The following is a 15,137-nucleotide window of genomic DNA, read 5'->3' on the forward strand; positions in this document are numbered from 1 at the left end:
TTTTTTGCGCAAATTCCCTCCAACGCACCGAGTCGGAGAGAGAAATGAGCATTCAGGAACCAATGGCCATCCCCGGACGGGAAAAGGGCTTCATGATGGGATATCTTGAGGCGCTGTCGCTGGTCGAGCGTCTGCATCGCCTGCTGCTGGACGTGATCAAGGATGAATTCGAACGCGTCGGCGTGCTGGAAATCAACGCGGTACAGGCCCTGCTGCTGTTCAACATCGGCGATAACGAGGTGACGGCGGGCGAATTGAAAAGCCGGGGCTACTACCAGGGCTCCAACGTCAGCTACAACCTCAAGAAACTGGTCGAAATGGGCTATATGCACCACAACCGGTGCGAGATCGACCGCCGCTCCGTCCGGGTCCGCCTGACCGAAAAGGGGCGCAATATCCGCGATGTGGTGTCTGACCTCTTCTCGCGCCATGCCGACGGATTGGAAGAGAAACGCGTGCTGGGCCCGACGGGCATTGCCGACATCACCCTGTCGCTGAAACGGATGGAACGGTACTGGACCGACCAGATCCGCTATATCTACTGATCTGCCGCGCGCAGGTTCCGGGCAGGGGGCACCAGTTCGGAAACCACCAGCCCCTCCAGTTCCTTCAACAGTTTTTCCTTCATCGCGCGGGCATAATCGGCAAAGCCGATGGCGGTGCGCACAAAGGCATCCGGCCCCATGATCACCTCCGCCCGGAAGTAGGAGGACAGCTCTCCGATCTCGGCCTGGCGGATGTCACCTGACCGGGGGTCGTCCACCCCGATCACCAGCGCATTGATGGTCACGCCGCTGCCTTCAAGCTGGGTTTTGACAGTGCGGGGGCGGGGGCCGAGGTTGGACTTTCCATCGCCTGAAATATCCAGCGTGCGTTTCCAGCAATCACTCTGGCCAGACAGTCTGCGCACCCCGTCGGCCATTGCCACCCCCAGCGCGGTGCCGGGTGCCGCGGCGCGCCGGGTGGTCTGACGCAGGGTTTCGATCACGCCGTCAAGGTCGGCGGTACTGTCCAGGTCGGTCCAGGGCACCAGCTCCACCTGATCCTGCGGGCCACTCCATTCAAACACCATCAGACGGACAGGTGCCTGCGGCATCGCCAGAATGCGGGCGCGCACCTCCGGGCTGTCCAGCGCCTCTGTCAGCCCGCCGATCTGCTGGCGATATTCCCGCGCATCGACAGAGCCGGATACATCCAGCGCCAGCGCCAGCGCCTGACGGCAATCGGCATGGGCCAGCACCGGCCCCAGCAAAAGGGCGGCCACAAGGGCCGCAAGACGGATCACCTGTCCCCCTCGCGGCGGATCAGGGCCCCGATCGCCGCCGGGGACACTTCGCGCACCAGCTTTTGCCGCATCGCTCGGGCAAAGTCCGAAAACCCGTCCGCGATCACCACAAAGGCCCCCGGCCCGTGCAGCACCTCGCCCCGGTAAAAGGCGATCAACCCCAGTTCACCCTCGAAATCGGCCGCGTTGATCGCCAGCCCGTTCACCGTCACCCCGTCAAAGGGGAATTCGCGATAGGCGATATCAGGGCCAAACCCCTCGTTGTTCTGACCGTCCCCGGAGATGTCCAGGGTCTTTTCCAGACAATCGGGCGCACGCGCCAGCAGGCCCGCGCCAAACCCCAGCGCATAGCCCATGGCGGTGGGAAACTCGTTGTGGCTGCGCAGGCTGGCCGCCACAGTCTCCGCCGCCCCCGTCAGGGCCATGGGGCTGTCGATCATCGTCCAATCCAGTATGACCTGCTGGTTATACCGCCCCGACCATTCGTAAACCGCAAGCGCCACCGGCAGGTCCGAGGCAAAGAAGGCCTCGGCCACCTCGGGCGACGTCAGGGCGGTCGCCGTGCCCTGCCGCTGCAACCGGTCCTCGGAGGGGTCCACCGAACTGGACACATCCATCGCCAGCACCAGCGCCAGACGGCAATCCGCCGCCGCCGCAGGGGTGGCAAGCAGCGCCAGAAGGGCGGCGGCCCTTACCAATGACCGGTGTTTTCCATGCTGGCCCAGGGTTCCTGCTCGGGCAGGGCATCGCCCTCCTGCAACAGCTCGACCGAGATGTTGTCGGGGCTGCGCACAAAGGCCATGTGCCCGTCGCGCGGCGGACGGTTGATCGTCACGCCCTGGTCCATCAGGCTCTGGCACATGTCATAGATATTCTCGACCGTATAGGCGAGGTGCCCGAAATGCCGGCTGTCGCCGGGCAACGCGTCGTCGCCGTCCCAGTTATAGGTCAGCTCCACATCCGCATGGCCATCCTCCATGCCGGGGGGACACAGGAACACCAGCGTAAACCGCCCGCCCTCGTGGTCGATCCGGCGGCGTTCGATCAGCCCCAGCTTCTTGTAGAAATCAATCGAGGCATCAAGGTCTTTGACGCGCACCATGGTGTGCAGATATTTGATCGGCATGCGGTTTCCTTTGTGTCGCCGGGCTCAGAATAGCGATTGAAAGCCGATGTTCAGCCCGAAGTTCCGTGTCTCGAAGCGGGTGATGTTCGAACTTGTCTGGCTCGCTTCGAGTGTAAGTTTAGGGGCGAAACCGAAAGTGTCAAAATCAACAAAGAGTAATGAGCCGGAAATCGTCGCCTTGACGTCGCGTCGCGCCTGCGGGCTATAGAGCGGATCGTCGTATTGGCGCAGCTCGCCCGCGACCGATACCAATGCCTGCGCGCCCAGCACCGGCTCGGCAAAGGCATATTGCGATCCAAGGTTCAGCCTGGTGTGGGCGATGGCGCGGCTGTCACTGTCGGTGCGTGTCACTGCGGCGTCCCAGCTGATCCTGTCGCCGCTGGCCAGGGGACGGCTCCACCGCCCACCCAGCGCATAGGTGTTGTTTGACCGGATCGCCGCATCCTTTCGGTCGGAATGACCGAAACGCGCATCCCAGACAAAACTGCGCCCGTTCTTGCGCTGGAAGGCCTGCCGAAACTCGACCTCATAGTCGTAGGCAAAGTGAGTACCACCCGACCAAAGCTGGCCAAAGCTGAAAGAAACCGTCTGGCGCGGCTTGCCCGGCCCGTTGGTCCAGTCGTGTCCCACCCGCGCCTGCAACCTGCGAAAGGCGTAGTCCGATGCGCTGACACCGGCAGGCACGTCATCGTCGGTAAAGACCACATGGCTTTCCGTCCAGCGCAGTGCGACGAAGTTCCGGCTGGTGGTCTGGACGTTGAAATTATAGCGCAGCGTCGTGTCCGTGCTGATCGACAGACCCGAAATCGGCACAGCCGCCGGGTTGGTAAAAATCAGCCCCCCCAGCACAAAGGTATTGTCGCGCGGGGCGTTGTTGACGTTGTCGCTGGGGTTGATCCCGAAAGAGAAATTCACCGACCATGGGTTCGCCGTGCGCACGAACTGGTAATCGCGCACCGCCCGGTTGCGCATGCGCTGGCTCGGCGCCACCTGGGCCGCGCGGCGCAGCCAGAACTGCGCCCGCGTCTTCTTGCCGTCCGACGAAAGCGCCTGCGCCATCGCCAGTGCCGCGCCGTATTTCTCGATGTCCCGCTCCGCCGTGCGCCAGGCTTGCCGCGCGGCCTGTTGCGCGGGGCCATAGCGTTCCAGCCTGCGCATCGCATGGGCATGCACGATCAGACTGGGCGTATCCCGCGCGTCCCGCCTGATCAGCACCGTGGTGATGTCAGCCGCCGCGCGCAGCTGTCCCGCCGACAGCAACTGCGCCGCTGTCAGCCTGGCCTCATCCGGGTCCAATGTGGTTTGCGCCAACCCCGCTCCGGCGATGACCAGCGCACAGGCGAGGGGCAATGTCAGGCGTTTCATCACCGCTCCGCGATGAAACCACCCACTTCGCGGATGCCGTTGTTGGCATTGCCCGTGGCCCCTTCGACAAACAGAATCCCCGCAACCTCGGTCCCGCCGGGGCCTGCCAGCACACCTTCCCAGCTGCCGGAGCGGACGATATTGCCGCCGACAACCTCACTGGCGTCGGCTGTCACCGTTGTGGCTGTGGCGAAATCAATTGTCGTATCCTGAAGCGAGATGAACCCGTCCAGCGCGCCAATCGGCTGACCGGCATCATTGTAAAGCGCCCGGTTCGTCACAAAGCCGCCAATCGTGCCGGTATCATCGAAATCGTCGAAATCGACCGCCAGTTCCACGTCGCCGGTAACATAATTCACCACGTTTTCACCATTGACGCCCGCGTTCAGGCTGGTGCGTACCCCGGCATATTCGCCCGAATAGGAATAGATGCCATTCGCCGGCAGCGACGGAGTCGCGCCCAGCCGCTGCGCCCCGGCACCGCCATAACCAAAATCAATATAGGCCGTTGTCCCCGCCGCCGCGACCTGCGTTAGCCCGCTGTCGGATCGCCGGAAGACCGCGAAATACTGGATCTCGTTGGTGCCCGCCGCGGGCGCGCTCTGATAGGCGTTGAAGCCGTTGTTGAACTGCTCCGTCCCGATCCGCTCATAGGCGTTGTCGGGGTCGTCAAACGGAATGTTGTTCAGCGTCAGCGTATCGGAACCCGGATCATAGCTGATGTTGTTCAGCGACAGGAACGTGTTCTGCTCATCCAGATAGACATTGCCCGCGTCGGTATCCGCGCCGCCCTGATCCACTGCATCCCCGCCAAAAGGGGGTGTTCCGCTACAGCCCGCAAGGCCAATTCCGACCGCAAGGCCCATCCATAGACGTGTCACGTGTTCTGCCCTCAATATATATCTTTGTTTTTCCGCACCCTCCCAAACCGTCACGCGTCTTGTCAACGCGCGATACGGGGCCGGGTTATTTTCATCGCGCAGTGCATCCCAAAAACAATACCGCATATCGTGGTTCCTGTGACGCACCCCCGCAGATATAGTAAAACGCGAATCCCAAGCCCATCACAGGACGCGCCCCATGACCCTCACGCCCGAGCAACAAGCCGAAATCGACACCCTGCGCAGCCAGTCGCAGCAGACCCTGCGCGCCACCGTGCCGGGGATGGAGGCGCATCTCTACCGCGCGCATGAGGTGCTGGATCACGGTTTTATCCGGGTCATCGACTACATGGGCGACGATTCAGCGATCTGCCAGGCCGCCCGCGTGTCCTATGGCAAGGGCACCAAGAGCGTGCAGAACGACGAAGGGCTGATCCGCTATCTGATGCGGCACTGGCATTCCACGCCCTTCGAGATGTGCGAGATCAAGCTGCACGTCAAACTGCCCGTCTTTGTCGCCCGCCAGTGGATCAGGCACCGCACCGCCAACGTCAACGAATACTCCGCCCGCTATTCGATCCTGGACCGCGAATTCTACATTCCCGCGCCGGAACACATCAACGCGCAATCCGTGGTCAACAACCAGGGCCGCGGTGGCGTGCTGGAGGGCGAGGAGGCCGCCCGCGTCCTCGAAATCCTGAAATCCGACAGCAACCGCGCCTATGACAATTACGAACAGATGATTTCCCAGGAGGGGCAGGACGGCCTGGCCCGCGAACTCGCCCGCATGAACCTGCCCGCCAATGTCTATACCCAATGGTATTGGAAAGTGGATCTGCACAACCTGTTCCACTTCCTCCGCCTGCGCGCCGACGCCCATGCGCAATACGAGATCCGGGTCTATGCCGATGCGATCTGCAATGTTGTGGCCGACTGGGTCCCGGCGGCTTATGGTGCCTTCGAGGATTACCGTCTGGGCGGTGCGACCCTGTCGGGCAAGGCGCTGGACTGCGTGCGCCGGATGCTGAAGGGGGAGGAGGTCACTCAGGAGACGTCGGGGATGTCGAAGGGGGAATGGCGGGAGTTTGAGGGGGTTTTGGGTTGATTTTTACCCGGTATTAAGGACATTATGCTTTAGCCTTTCTCGTATCAGAGGAGGCTACCTATGCTCACTAATCGGAAAACCGACATGATAAAGATGGTATTTGCGCTAGGAGCAGCGTTTACTATGGCTGGGTTCAGCGCCCTTGCTCAAAGCAAGACTGTACTGGTCCCTGGACCAACCGCTGTCTTAGATGCACAAACGGTCGAGCCAATTGGTAGGCTGAAGGTTTATGCAAAGAAGCCGTCCGCGTGGTTCGGCAACGCTTTCAATGAAGAGCTGGGTGAAATCGAGCCGTTGCAAAAGTTCAGTGTTTCCGATGTGGAGGAAATTGGGTCGTTCAAGGGTTCCGATGTTTGGGTTAAACTTGACTCGGGCGAAATTGCTGGGCAAGCACAAGGAGTTTGTTCCCAAGGATGCTGGGCGTACTTGGGGGCGAAAGACTCGGGGGCGGTACCTTTGACCGAGGATCAGTTGGGGCAAACTGGTATAGAGTATGGAAATTTTATATTCATTGACTAGAAGAAGTAGCGTTTAAATTTTAGGAATTTTAATTGGTGGAAGTTCAGGAGCCACATTTCGAGTATTGGAAGATTTTTGTTTTTTGCATGGTCTTCCTATTTTTCGTTGTTGGTAGCAAAGCCAACGATATTGTTATGAAACCTGAGCCACTCACTCTTGGACAAAATGCAGTATTTCTTGGCTCATCTTTCCTGTTTCTTGCTTTTCCAATGTGTCATGTCGTGTATGAAGCTTTTTTGACCTCTCGTGATTTATTCGTTTGGGTCGGGTCCATTGTGCCGCCCTTAACCGCAGGGTTTACAGCAAGAACCCAAATGACAAAGTTTACTGGTGATTAATAGTCAGCGTAATGGCGGCTTCTAAGATCTGCGGCACCGATTTACAGTCACTCTAAGGAACTCCCTCAATCTTTCCGCATCCATGCCAAATCTCCGATTTGGCAGCGCCCGAACCGCCCCCACGGGGCGGGCGCTTCGCTTCCCACCCCTCGGTTCGGGCGCGGTGCTTTCTGTTGAGGGCAGCGCTTGCATCCCCGGCGAATTGCTCGCGCAATCCGCGTTTGGCATTTCAAAAGGTCCCCCGGACCTTTTGATCCGGCTTCGCCGGACCATGCCTCACCCCACAGACGCGCCGGGCGTGAGGTTCCGATAGAGCGGTGTCCTGAATAAGTCACCCAAGGCAGGGACAGGTGGGCAACCCTGCTAAAGCCCGACTTCTCGCAATCCCCGTTTGCAGATCGTCGGTGGTCGCCGGTCTTGGCTGAACGCGTCGATGCCGCATTGCGTACACCGCCAGCGCCGCATCCCACCCTTCGCACCGTCCTTGCGCCAACGGCACGCCTGCGACCGGCGCGGCTTGCGCCAGAGGCGGACGGCCTGCCATCCCAGGAACACTACGACAAGCGCCAGCACACCCATCTGGATTGGCGTTTCATATTGGCTCAGGCTTTCCAGCCAGCCGTGCTCGCGGGCTTTCACGAATTCCATGCGGGTCCATACCGCCCGATTTGGGCAAAAGTTTGAAACCCGCGGTCCCGCCGGATCGCAACACCCCGCCGAACGCACCGGAAACCAAAAATAAATCAACATTAACAATACCTTAAAGTTCACAGCTGTGAACCGCTCCGCACCTCATTGACAGCCGCGAAAATCCCCCCAGACTCCGCCCATGTTCGACCTGTCCAATCCCCCTGCGGATTTCCTCGAAAATCCCTTCCCGCATTACGACCGGCTGCTGGCCGAGGCCCCCTTCTGCCCCCAGCCCGACGGGTCGTTCCTGATCAGCCGCCACGCCGATCTGAACGCGATCTACCGCGACACCACCCTCTATATCTCCGACAAGAAACAGGCCTTTGCGCCCAAATTCGGCCCCGGTTCCCCGCTCTATGAACATCACACGACCAGCCTCGTGTTCAACGACCCGCCGCTGCACACCCGCGTGCGGCGGATCATGACCTCCGCCCTCACGCCCAAGGCGCTGGCGCGGATGGAACCCGGCCTGATAGCTACCGTCGATCACCTGCTGGATGCCATGCCGCGGGAGGCCGACCTGATCGAGGATTTCGCCTCCTCCATCCCGATCCAGATCATCGGCAACCTGCTGGATGTCCCGATGGATGAACGCGCGCCCCTGCGGGATTGGTCGCTGGCCATTCTTGGCGCGCTGGAGCCCACCCTGACCGAGGCGCAGCTTGCCCGTGGGCACCGGGCGGTGACAGAATTCAAGACCTACCTGCAAGACCTCATCGCCCGCCGCCGCGCCGATCCGGGCGACCCCGAGACCGATGTGCTGACCCGCCTGATCAATGGCGACGACAGCGGCAGGCTGAGCGAGATCGAGTTGATCCAGAACTGTATTTTCATCCTCAATGCAGGGCATGAGACCACGACCAACCTGATCGGCAATGGCCTGGCGTTGCTGCATGATTTCCCTGATCAGAAGCAGCGGCTCATGGATGATCCTGCCCTGATCGACACCACGGTGGAAGAGGTTCTGCGCCTGCGGTCCCCAAACCAGTTCGGCAACCGTGAGACAACCGCGCAGGTCACGCTGGGCGGGTTTGATATCCCTGCGGGCAGCAACCTGCACCTGTGCATCGGTGCGGCCAACCGTGACCCGGAAGTCTTTGACGATCCGGCGACCTTCGACATCACCCGCAAGCCGAACCGGCATCTGGCCTTTGCCGGAGGGCCGCATGTCTGTGTCGGGCTGACCCTGGCGCGGATGGAGGGGCGCATTGCGATAGCCCGTTTCCTGCAACGCTTCCCGAGCTATGCCCTGACAGGTCTGCGCGTCCCCGGCGGGCGCATCCGCTTTCACGGCTATCAACACCTGCCTGCGCGGCTAAGTTAGGACAAATGAAGCAATAAACGCTGGACAGCCCAGCCGCGCGCGGTCACACTTGGGCCATAAAAGCGGTACTATATACGAGGGAAAACATGCGTCTCACAACCGGAGCGATGGCTGCCGTCGCCATGACATTCGCCACATTGATGCCTGCGCAGGTCGCGGCAGGGCCCAAGATCTATGCCTATCCAGCCAGTGCAAATTACTGCCCGGCGGGCCTGCAACCCATTACAATCGCTGGGGTTATCTGCTGTGGGTCACCAAACCAGAGCATGACCTACCAGCAGGCCATGGCCCATCCGGTGCGCCAGCACAAACCGGTCAAGAAACATTACGTGCGCTCGGCGCGCGCGCATTGTCAGGCGGGTCTGAAGGGCTGCGACTGATGTGATCAAGGGGTCCCGGTGCAATGCCGCCGGGACCACATCGGTCAGAGCAGCGCCAGATCGGTCGCCATCTGACGGCCGTCGCGTCCCTCGCTGAGTTCAAAACTCACTTTCTGCTCGTCGGCAAGGCCGGTCAGGCCGGATTGCTCCACTGCAGAGATATGTACAAAAACGTCGTTCCCCCCGCCTTCGGGCGCGATGAAACCGTACCCTTTGGTCGTGTTGAACCACTTCACGGTGCCAGTTGGCATAATGTCCGTGCCTCCTTTGATCTTTGCTGTTCCTGCCGGGGCAGGGTGGGTCTGGTCAGTGCCCGGACCCACACATGAAAAGATTGAGCGCTGAGTGGGAAAATCAAGTTTCCCGTCCAAATTTCCTGCAATAAAGTGCTGTGGACTGACAAAAGGGCCTGCGAAATGCGCATCTATGGATTGAAGAATTGTGACACCTGCCGCAAGGCGCTGAAATCGCTGCCTGATGCGGAATTGGTGGATGTGCGGGCCGAAGGCCTGCCTGACGCGGTACTGGATGCGGCACTGGCGCAGTTTCAGGGGGCGCTGGTCAACACGCGCTCGGCCACCTGGCGGGGGTTGGATGAGGCAGAGCGCGGCATGGCGGCGCGGGATCTGATCAAGGCACATCCGGCGGTGATGAAACGACCGCTGATTGCGGCGGGCAATGCGCTTTTTCTGGGGTGGAGCAAGGACGTCGAGGCCGATCTGAAGTCCCTTCGGTCCTGACTCCTGCCGGTTAAAGCGCCCCGCCTTGAACTTGAATCGCCAATACCATGCCGCGCCGCGCGCTCTCGGGACATTGGCGATGTGATATGCTTCAGGTTAAAGGCGGGTCGCTGTAAACGCGTGCTGGCTGACACCAGAATGATTATCCATGTGCAGCGAAAATTGACTGGGATGTTCAGAGGCGACCGCCACCCCTGTGCAATCGAACCGACAATACGGACATTGGGTTGACGTGGGGCGGAGGCCTGGAAAGAGGCCTTTCCGCTCGCGCGGAGTCAAGGCCGAAGGCCGCCGCGCATCATGCCAGAGGCATGTCTGCGACATGACGGGCCGTCCCCCGGCACGGCGATTTGGCTGCTGTTGTGCCTCATCGTCAGGTAGGAATTGTTTGGCTGCCATAAAGTGCCAGTCACTGCTGTCGGATCGCCGCACCACGGCCCTGCGATGCGCGGCCCGGCGCCTTCGGCTTGATTCCGGGCTTTGGTGTAAGACCGCAAAGCCCGCATAGCCGACACCCAACCGCCTCGGTCAGAGCGTCCGCTTGCGGCCTTCCGGAGGGTGTCGGTTCGCGTGAACATTGGTCAAACCCGCCCGGTTCCGCCGCGCAGCGCCCGGTCGAAGGACAGCGGCCCGGCCCCCTTGACCACCAGCACCAGCAACAGCAACACCCAGAGGCCGCGTTGGTCCAGCACCAGCGCATCGGGGAAGCGGTCGAACCATGCGCCCAGTGCATCGGTCTGGCCGTGGCCGTAAATGTCGGTCAGCGATTGCAGGACAACAAAGCCGATCATGCCAAGTGCCGCGAGGCGGGTGAACAGCCCCAGCACGATGGCGGCGGGCAGGATGAATTCGGCCCAGGTGCCGGCAACGACAACGATCTGGTGAAACACGGAAAGCGCGTCCGTGTCATAGCCTGCGGCCTCGAAGGCCTTGGGGAAAATCTGGGCATAGGCCCCGGCGGAGGGCACGAAAAGCCCCGCCAGACCCTCGCCCAGCTTGGTCAGGCCGGAGTTCAGGAAATAGACCAGCAGGACCGCCGCAAAGAGGAACCTTGCAAGCGTTGACAAAAGCCAGTCCGCCCGTCCCAGCCGGTCCGTAAGGGCAAAGTAGCGAGACAGAAGTGATGACATATCGTGTCCTTGGTCAAAGGGCGGAAAACGCCCGGGCGGTGAGGGCGGCGGCCAGACAGGGGCCGAGGTCGAAATCAGGGTGGCACGCGCTGGCCCTGTCCACGGCGTCACCCAGGGTTTGACCCTCGGCCAGTGCCGCGAGCCAGTCGGCGGCACCGGAGGGCAGGGGGTGCGGCAGCGGGTCGAATTCGGGCCGGGTGACCAGCACGTCCTGGGGGTGTGCGGCGGGTTTGGGGGCCTCTGCCTGCATGTTGAAGCGCCAGATGTCGTAGAGCGGCCATGCCGAGCGCAGGATCACGCTGGCCGGGGCCAATGGCAGGCGCAGGTCCGAGAGCGCGTCGGGGGCCATTGTCGCCAGCGGGGCGGGATCGAAAGGCGGTGCATCTGCCGCATGGTAGGACTGGCGCAGGGCAAGGTCGAGCCGGGCGGCATCGGGCAGGTAGCCGATCTGTGCCAGGGGGGCGAACCCCTTGATGAAGGCGGGAAAATCAGCGCCGTAGAACATCATCAGCGGCGATCGGGGCGGATGGCTGCGGACAAATTCCAGCGAGAGGTGGTCAAAGCGCTGGCCGCCGATCAGCTTGCGGACCAGCGGGAAGGCGGTTTTCATCGCATCGGTCAGCGAGACGGTGACGTTGTTGCGATAAACGGCATAGCGCCGTCCGGCGGGGGTGGCCTTGCCATCGCTGAGGCCGGTTGGCACCGGCTGATCCGGGTCCAGCAGGGCCTGCCGGAATGCCCCCTGGGAGGTCATGCGGCAAGCGCCATCGCGGCGCGCCGGGCGTCTGCCCGCAGGGTCGGCCAGTCGGGCACATCGTTGTCCCATTCCACCAGCACCGGTTTCGGGCCGGTCTGCGCCAACGCATATTCCAGCAGCGCCCAGACCGGATCGGCCACGGGCTTGCCATGGCTGTCGATCAGCAGGGGCGCGCCGTGATCGTCGTGATCTATGTCATGGCCGCCGACATGCAGCTCGCCCACCTGTTCGGTCGGGTAGGCGTCGATATAGGCCTGCGCGCTGATCCCCAGATTGGTGGCGGAAATGAAGACATTGTTCACATCCAGCAAGAGACCACAGCCGGTTTGCCGGGTGAGGGCAGATAGAAAGTCGCATTCAGACAAGTCGGAATCGTCAAATACAAGGTAGCTGGAGGGGTTTTCCAGCAGCATCTGCCGCCCCAGATGGTCCTGCACCTGATTGATATGCGCCGCGACGCGGGCCAGCGTGGCCTGGGTATAGGGCAGCGGCAGCAGGTCGTTCAGGAACTCCGCCCCATGGGTGGACCATGCCAGATGTTCGGAGAAACTGGCCGGTTTGGCCCAGTCGCAGAGCTTTTTCAGCCGGGCGAGATGGTCGCGGTCCAGTGGTCCTTCGCCGCCGATGGAGAGGCCGACACCATGCACCGACAGGGGAAATTTTTCCGACAGCGCGCGCAGCTGGGCCAGCGGGCGGCCACCGTCACCCATGTAATTCTCTGCATGCACCTCGATCCAGGCAACATCGCCGGGGTCGTTCTGCAAGTCGTTGAAATGCTGGGGTTTGTAGCCGACGCCGGGGGCGTTTGGCAGACGGTCGAACGGGCGGGCCGCGTCAAGCATCATATCGCTCCGGGCTGCGTGGGGCGCACCCCGGACGGACCGCCCGGAGTGCGGGTATTGTGTTTACGCGGGCAGGTCGCGGTCCAGCGCTTCAAGGGAGCCCGTGCGCTCTGTCCCGTCGGCCATTTCCGGCAGGTCGATGTCGGCGCAGGTGCCTGCGTCAACCAATGTCCAGGCGTTGCCCTGATAGTCGTTCACGGAGGTGCCGGCGCAGGTTGTGCCGGGGCCTGCCGCGCAGTCGTTTTCCCCTGCAAGGCTGACGCCGTAGCATTTTTCCTTGGACGCCGCTTCGGCGGTGGTGGTGGCATGTGCGGTCATCGCGGCGGCAACCGCACCTGCAATGGCGAATGATTTCATGGTGTTGGACATAGATCCTCCTGTATTCGTCATGTGTAACCTGTGATGCCCTGAGTAAAGCAGTCACCGGACCTTAGCACCATTCACGAGCCGGTGTGTCACGATCCTGTCAGGAGATACGTGAGAAATCTGCTGAAAGTTGCGGGAAATCCGCGTGATTTCCGCGATAATGTTTCAAGCGGGGTCCGGGCGGCGGGGGCCGCCCGGTGATTGTTACAGGTCGCGCAGGTCCGGTGGTGTGGCTTCGCCAGCCAATGTTACAGCCACTTCGGCCAGCGGCTGCACGCTGGTCTGCTTTTCGCCAAGGCGGCGGACGGAGACGGTTTTGTCCTCCACCTCGCGGGCACCCACAGCGAGGATCACCGGCACCTTGCCGACGGAATGTTCGCGGACCTTGTAGTTGATCTTTTCGTTGCGCAGGTCCGCTTCGGCGCGCACGCCTTTGGCTTGCAATTCCGCCACGACCTCCTGGACATAGTCATCCGCTTCGGAGGTGATGGAGGCCACGACAACCTGACGCGGGGCCAGCCAGAAGGGCAGCTTGCCGCTGTGTTCCTCGATCAGGATGCCGATGAAACGCTCGAAGCTGCCCAGTGTCGCGCGGTGCAGCATGAAGGGGCGGTGTTTTGCGCCGTCTTCACCGATGTAGGTGGCATTCAGGCGTTCGGGCAGGTTCGGGTCGACCTGGAAGGTGCCGCATTGCCAGACCCGGCCAATTGCGTCGGTCAGGTAGAAGTCCAGCTTGGGCCCATAGAACGCCCCGTCGCCCGCCTCAAGCGTGTAGGTGCGGCCGGTCTTGCGGATCGCTTCTTCCAAAGCGTTTTCGACGTAGTCCCAGGATTCCTCCGACCCCACGCGCTTTTCGGGACGGGTGGCGAATTTGATCTCGAAGGTGGGAAAGCCCAGTTCGGCATAGATTTCCGCCAGGAATTCGATGAAACGGGCGCATTCCGCCTCGATCTGGTCCTCGGTGCAGAAAATATGCGCGTCGTCCTGGGTAAAGCCGCGCACGCGCATGATGCCATGCAGCGCGCCGGAGGGTTCGAACCGGGTGCAGGAGCCGAATTCAGCCAGCCGCAGTGGCAGGTCGCGGTAGGATTTGAGGCCCTGATTGAACACCTGAACGTGGCAGGGGCAGTTCATCGGTTTCAGCGCGTTGATGCGGGTCTGGGCCTTGTTCTTGACCGCAGCGTCGTCGTTCTCGCCATCGCGGCTTTCGTCCACTTCGACGATGAACATGTGATGCTGGTACTTGTCCCAGTGGCCCGAGGCCTCCCACAGCTTGCGGTCGACGACCTGGGGGGTGTTGATCTCGCGGTAGCCGCCCGCACGTTGCTTGCGGCGCATGTAGTCCTGCAACAGGGTGTAGATGGTCCAGCCGTTCGGATGCCAGAAGACCTGTCCGGGAGCTTCCTCCTGCATGTGGAACAGGTCCATCTCGCGGCCCAGCTTGCGGTGGTCGCGTTTCGCGGCTTCTTCCAGCATGTTCAGATGGGCGCGCAGCTTTTCCTTGCCGGTAAAGGCGACGCCGTAGATGCGTTGCAGCATTGCGCGGCTGCTGTCGCCGCGCCAATAGGCACCGGCGATGGACATCAGCTTGAAGGCATCGCCGGGCACTTGCCCGGTGTGTTGCAGATGCGGACCACGGCAGAGATCCTGCCAGTCGCCGTGCCAGTACATGCGCAACGGCTCATCGCCGGGAATGCTTTCGATCAGCTCGACCTTATAGGGCTCGCCCCGGTCCTGATAATATTTGATCGCAACATCGCGGTCCCAGACTTCGGTGCGGACGGGATCGCGCTTGTTGATGATTTCCTTCATCTTTTTCTCGATCGCGCCCAGGTCTTCGGGGGTGAAGGGTTCGGCGCGGTCAAAGTCGTAGTACCAGCCGTCCTTGATCACCGGCCCGATGGTGACCTTGGTGTCGGGCCAGATCTCCTGCACGGCGCGGGCCATGATGTGGGCCAGATCGTGGCGCACCAGTTCATTGGCCTGCTCATCGTCGGCCATGGTGTGGATGGCGATGTCGGCATCCGCGTCGATGGGCCATGCCAGATCGAAATGCGCGCCGTTCACGGTGGCGGAAATGGCTTTCTTGCCGAGGGATTTGGAAATGTCGGCTGCGACCTCGCCCGCAGTGATACCTGCGTCGTAGGACCGTGCGTTGCCATCGGGAAGGGTGAGGGAAATCTGGGCCATATCGGCTCCTCGTCGGTTTGGCGCCCACTGAACGCCCGGTTGCGGGTTATGTGTTCGGGTCTTCTGGCAAGCGGGGGCAGGGCCGTCAAGGGGGCGCGG

General features: G+C 61.6%; 19 protein-coding genes. 7 read left to right on the forward strand and 12 right to left on the reverse strand.

What is annotated here, in order from left to right; genetic code table 11:
- Positions 1-44: 44 nt before the first annotated feature.
- Positions 45-545, forward strand: coding sequence for a MarR family winged helix-turn-helix transcriptional regulator (locus tag A8B82_RS07075; RefSeq protein ID WP_067290082.1), 501 nt, complete (start codon positions 45-47; stop codon positions 543-545).
- Here A8B82_RS07075 and A8B82_RS07080 read toward each other — a convergent pair.
- Genes A8B82_RS07080 through A8B82_RS07100 form a run of 5 tightly spaced genes read right to left on the reverse strand, consistent with a single transcriptional unit; the run spans position 539 to position 4,657 of the window.
- Positions 539-1,285 (reverse strand): DUF1194 domain-containing protein, encoded by a 747-nt coding sequence (locus tag A8B82_RS07080; protein WP_067290085.1) that lies wholly within the window; start codon positions 1,283-1,285, stop codon positions 539-541. The genes A8B82_RS07075 and A8B82_RS07080 overlap by 7 nt on opposite strands.
- The gene (locus A8B82_RS07085) at positions 1,282-1,983 is read right to left on the reverse strand and encodes a DUF1194 domain-containing protein (protein WP_067290087.1); all 702 of its coding nucleotides are present in this window, start codon (positions 1,981-1,983) and stop codon (positions 1,282-1,284) included. Before A8B82_RS07085 ends, A8B82_RS07080 begins: the two co-directional genes overlap by 4 nt.
- Complete coding sequence (locus tag A8B82_RS07090) at positions 1,977-2,411, reverse strand: VOC family protein (protein WP_067290089.1); 435 nt, start codon at positions 2,409-2,411, stop codon at positions 1,977-1,979. Before A8B82_RS07090 ends, A8B82_RS07085 begins: the two co-directional genes overlap by 7 nt.
- A gap of 24 nt (positions 2,412-2,435) precedes the next feature.
- Complete coding sequence (locus A8B82_RS07095) at positions 2,436-3,776, reverse strand: tetratricopeptide repeat protein (RefSeq protein ID WP_067290092.1); 1,341 nt, start codon at positions 3,774-3,776, stop codon at positions 2,436-2,438.
- Positions 3,776-4,657: a hypothetical protein gene (locus tag A8B82_RS07100; protein WP_138069695.1), complete on the reverse strand. Its 882-nt coding sequence runs from the start codon at positions 4,655-4,657 to the stop codon at positions 3,776-3,778. Before A8B82_RS07100 ends, A8B82_RS07095 begins: the two co-directional genes overlap by 1 nt.
- Before the next feature lie 199 nt (positions 4,658-4,856).
- On the opposite strand from A8B82_RS07100, the gene thyX reads away from it, so the two are divergent.
- From thyX to A8B82_RS23880, 3 genes are all read left to right on the forward strand, one after another.
- Positions 4,857-5,762: an FAD-dependent thymidylate synthase gene (thyX, locus tag A8B82_RS07105; RefSeq protein WP_067290098.1), complete on the forward strand. Its 906-nt coding sequence runs from the start codon at positions 4,857-4,859 to the stop codon at positions 5,760-5,762.
- An 84-nt stretch (positions 5,763-5,846) separates the two neighbouring features.
- Positions 5,847-6,281, forward strand: coding sequence for a hypothetical protein (locus tag A8B82_RS07110; RefSeq protein WP_138069696.1), 435 nt, complete (start codon positions 5,847-5,849; stop codon positions 6,279-6,281).
- A 35-nt stretch (positions 6,282-6,316) separates the two neighbouring features.
- Positions 6,317-6,619, forward strand: coding sequence for a hypothetical protein (locus tag A8B82_RS23880; RefSeq protein WP_138069697.1), 303 nt, complete (start codon positions 6,317-6,319; stop codon positions 6,617-6,619).
- 363 nt (positions 6,620-6,982) lie between these two features.
- Here A8B82_RS23880 and A8B82_RS07115 read toward each other — a convergent pair whose 3' ends face one another.
- Complete coding sequence (locus tag A8B82_RS07115; protein WP_067290110.1) at positions 6,983-7,267, reverse strand: hypothetical protein; 285 nt, start codon at positions 7,265-7,267, stop codon at positions 6,983-6,985.
- A gap of 181 nt (positions 7,268-7,448) precedes the next feature.
- Between A8B82_RS07115 and A8B82_RS07120 the strand changes: the two genes are divergently transcribed.
- Both A8B82_RS07120 and A8B82_RS07125 read left to right on the forward strand, forming a co-directional pair.
- Positions 7,449-8,633 (forward strand): cytochrome P450, encoded by a 1,185-nt coding sequence (locus tag A8B82_RS07120; RefSeq protein ID WP_067290112.1) that lies wholly within the window; start codon positions 7,449-7,451, stop codon positions 8,631-8,633.
- A gap of 86 nt (positions 8,634-8,719) precedes the next feature.
- Positions 8,720-9,013: a hypothetical protein gene (locus tag A8B82_RS07125; RefSeq protein ID WP_235604636.1), complete on the forward strand. Its 294-nt coding sequence runs from the start codon at positions 8,720-8,722 to the stop codon at positions 9,011-9,013.
- Between the two features lie 44 nt (positions 9,014-9,057).
- Here the strand turns inward: A8B82_RS07125 and A8B82_RS07130 are convergent, their stop codons facing one another.
- Positions 9,058-9,264: a cold-shock protein gene (locus A8B82_RS07130; RefSeq protein WP_067290117.1), complete on the reverse strand. Its 207-nt coding sequence runs from the start codon at positions 9,262-9,264 to the stop codon at positions 9,058-9,060.
- Between the two features lie 165 nt (positions 9,265-9,429).
- On the opposite strand from A8B82_RS07130, the gene A8B82_RS07135 reads away from it, so the two are divergent.
- Positions 9,430-9,753 (forward strand): arsenate reductase family protein, encoded by a 324-nt coding sequence (locus A8B82_RS07135; RefSeq protein WP_067290120.1) that lies wholly within the window; start codon positions 9,430-9,432, stop codon positions 9,751-9,753.
- A 581-nt stretch (positions 9,754-10,334) separates the two neighbouring features.
- Here A8B82_RS07135 and A8B82_RS07140 read toward each other — a convergent pair.
- The 5 genes from A8B82_RS07140 to thrS form a co-directional block, all read right to left on the reverse strand.
- Positions 10,335-10,883, reverse strand: coding sequence for a DoxX family membrane protein (locus A8B82_RS07140; protein WP_067290122.1), 549 nt, complete (start codon positions 10,881-10,883; stop codon positions 10,335-10,337).
- A 13-nt stretch (positions 10,884-10,896) separates the two neighbouring features.
- On the reverse strand, positions 10,897-11,637 hold the full coding sequence (locus A8B82_RS07145; RefSeq protein ID WP_067290124.1) for an HvfC/BufC N-terminal domain-containing protein: 741 nt from the start codon (positions 11,635-11,637) through the stop codon (positions 10,897-10,899).
- Positions 11,634-12,482, reverse strand: coding sequence for an MNIO family bufferin maturase (gene bufB, locus A8B82_RS07150; RefSeq protein ID WP_067290127.1), 849 nt, complete (start codon positions 12,480-12,482; stop codon positions 11,634-11,636). The genes A8B82_RS07145 and bufB overlap by 4 nt, the downstream gene beginning before the upstream one ends.
- 63 nt (positions 12,483-12,545) lie before the next feature.
- Positions 12,546-12,851 carry a BufA1 family periplasmic bufferin-type metallophore gene (locus tag A8B82_RS07155; protein WP_067290129.1) on the reverse strand — a complete coding sequence of 102 codons (306 nt, stop codon included), beginning with the start codon at positions 12,849-12,851 and terminating at the stop codon, positions 12,546-12,548.
- Between the two features lie 201 nt (positions 12,852-13,052).
- A complete protein-coding gene (gene thrS, locus A8B82_RS07160) occupies positions 13,053-15,038 on the reverse strand; it encodes a threonine--tRNA ligase (RefSeq protein WP_067290132.1) in 1,986 nt (661 codons plus the stop codon).
- Positions 15,039-15,137 lie beyond the last annotated feature (99 nt).

The organism is Sulfitobacter sp. EhC04 (genome assembly GCF_001650875.1).
GTDB lineage: Bacteria > Pseudomonadota > Alphaproteobacteria > Rhodobacterales > Rhodobacteraceae > Sulfitobacter.